This window comes from Nonomuraea sp. ZG12 (assembly GCF_052068115.1).
Lineage (GTDB): Bacteria > Actinomycetota > Actinomycetes > Streptosporangiales > Streptosporangiaceae > Nonomuraea.
Window position 1 is genome coordinate 1 of the sequence record NZ_JBQHCW010000079.1, and the last position, 2,133, is coordinate 2,133.

At 65.3% G+C, this 2,133-nt stretch carries 3 protein-coding genes and 1 pseudogene; 2 read left to right on the forward strand and 2 right to left on the reverse strand.

Going from position 1 to position 2,133, the window contains the following annotated elements; translation table 11 throughout:
* Both ACTMTF_RS49285 and ACTMTF_RS49290 read left to right on the forward strand, forming a co-directional pair.
* On the forward strand, positions 1 to 891 hold an 891-nt coding region (locus ACTMTF_RS49285; RefSeq protein WP_441117021.1), incomplete at its 5' end, for a type III PLP-dependent enzyme.
* A 93-nt stretch (positions 892 to 984) separates the two neighbouring features.
* Positions 985 to 1,336, forward strand: a pseudogene (locus tag ACTMTF_RS49290) (hypothetical protein); the annotation flags it as partial.
* 1 nt (position 1,337) lies between these two features.
* Here the strand turns inward: ACTMTF_RS49290 and ACTMTF_RS49295 are convergent.
* Positions 1,338 to 1,790: a hypothetical protein gene (locus ACTMTF_RS49295; RefSeq protein WP_441117022.1), complete on the reverse strand. Its 453-nt coding sequence runs from the start codon at positions 1,788 to 1,790 to the stop codon at positions 1,338 to 1,340.
* 160 nt (positions 1,791 to 1,950) lie between these two features.
* Positions 1,951 to 2,133 (reverse strand): hypothetical protein (locus tag ACTMTF_RS49300; RefSeq protein WP_441117023.1); only part of this gene is annotated, 183 nt, incomplete at its 5' end.

Here is a 2,133-nt window from a genome sequence, read left to right on the forward strand (position 1 = left end):
GGCTTCGAAATTGCATCCGGGGGAGAGCTTGCACACGTGCGCGAGCACTTCCCCGGATCACGCATCGCCCTTGGTGGTCCCGGCAAGACGGATGCGGAGCTTTTTGCCGATGTCTACCGGCTCCACATTGAGAGCCCGAGCGAGATCCGGCGTCTGTTCGCGGCGGGTCGGTCGGCGGATGTGCTCCTGAGGGTCAATCTCGACATCCCTATCAAGGGCGCGTCTCTGGCGATGGGTGGCGGTGCTACGCCGTTCGGCATGGACCCCGAAGGCGTTGCCGAGTGTCTCGACATGCTGAAGGGTCAGGACGCCGTACGGCTTCGCGGTATTCACGCCCACCTGGCCAGCGGCTTGGACGCGCTGGCCATGCTTGAGTTGGCCGGCGCGATTCTCGGCTATGCCCGTGGGCTTGGCGTCATGGAGGTGAACGTCGGCGGCGGCATGGCCGTGTCCTACGCCGACCCGGAGTCACGGTTCGACTGGGAGGCGTACGGCGCTGGCTTGGCCGCTCTCCGACGCCCCGGCGAGACGCTGCGCATCGAGCCGGGCCGGTCCATTTCTGTCTATTGCGGGCGGTACGTCACGCGAGTCATGGACGTGAAGCGCGTCCACGGGGAGCTGTTCGCCGTGGTGGCGGGCGGGACGCACCACATCAGGACCCCGGCGACCAAGGGGCACAGCCAGCCCATGGTCATTGACGAGCCGGGGGAGCCGGCCACGATTGTCGGCCAGCTCTGCACGCCGAAGGACACCATGGCGCGGCAGGTGCCGGTGAGCCTGAAGACGGGCGATGTGGTGGAGTTCCTCATGGCCGGTGCCTACGCATGGAACATCTCACACCACGACTTCCTGATGCACCCGAAGCCGGGCTTCCACTACGTCGGCGGTTGAGCGGAGGTGTCCGGGGAGTGCCCCTATGGGGTTGGTCAAGCCGTGCGGAGCGTGGGTGGTTGGTAGGGGGTGTTGGTGCGGAGCATGGCGCACAGGACGTCGCAGCTGACCGCGATACGGCACCGGGTCCGGTCGATGGAGATCTCCGAGCTGGCGATCTCCGACCGCGACGCCGGGGTGGTCGGCTTCGACATCGCCGGCGCCGAGGCGGGCTTCCCGCCCACCCGGCACCTGGACGCCTTCGAGTACCTGCAATCGCCTGATCAGCGGCACCTCGATGACCCGCGAACCCGCCCTGCCCGCCGACGCCTTCGGCTACGGCCTGCCCGACTTCCGCTAGTTCGCCATCAACGCGATGAAGTCCGCCTCCATCCCCTTCGACGAACGCCTGACCATCATCGGCAACGTCATCAAGCCCTGGTACGCCGACCAGCTGAAAGCCTAAGTCAGCGGGTGTACGGGTTGTCGCGCAACCCGCTGTATTTCGAATACTCCCCGCCATTTACGTGGCTGTCGAACATTATCAATTGCAGTCTGACGTACCTTATGGGCTTGGTGCTGGTGTGGGTGAAGGTTCCGTAGTTGTAGCTGTGCCCGCAGCCGTTATCTCTCCATATCCGGTCGCCGTATCCCTTACTGCCGTCGACGTTCACCCAGACAATCTGGGCCCTCACCCAATAGTTGTCATTGGGACAGATGTCGCGCACCCTGAAATTCCGCAAGACGATTTTCTTCTTGTTGACGAAGTCGACGTGCGCCCGGGCGGACCCGCCACCCTTACCACGGCTAGGGCTCACGCGGACGTCGACTACTCCGTCTTTCGCCTGCGCCGGGCTTGCCACCAGCAGCCCGCTCAACGCTGCGATGGCCAGCGCGGCGCCCAGCATGCGTGTCTTCAACAGTCCTCCAGCAAGAGATGTCTCGGTTGGTTCGGTTGGCCTTGGAGCGTGCACTTCAGCGCTTCCGCGTGGCAGGCGGGGGGGGAGATGTGCGAGGTGTCGCCTCGTGGCGGATCGCGACGAGAACGGCGATCGATGGTGCGGGGGCCCTGTGTGAGCGTCAGGTCTGGAAGGTGAACGTCCCGCGCAGGACGGTGTCTCGCCCGCTCCAGTAGCTCTCGTGGACGGCCCGGTAGGTGACGTTGTCGAAGGCGGGGAGCACCGCGCAGGTGGCGCCGGGGTGGCGGATGTTGTCGTCTCTGATGACGATGGGCTTTCCGATCACACCCGGGCGGGTCAGGGT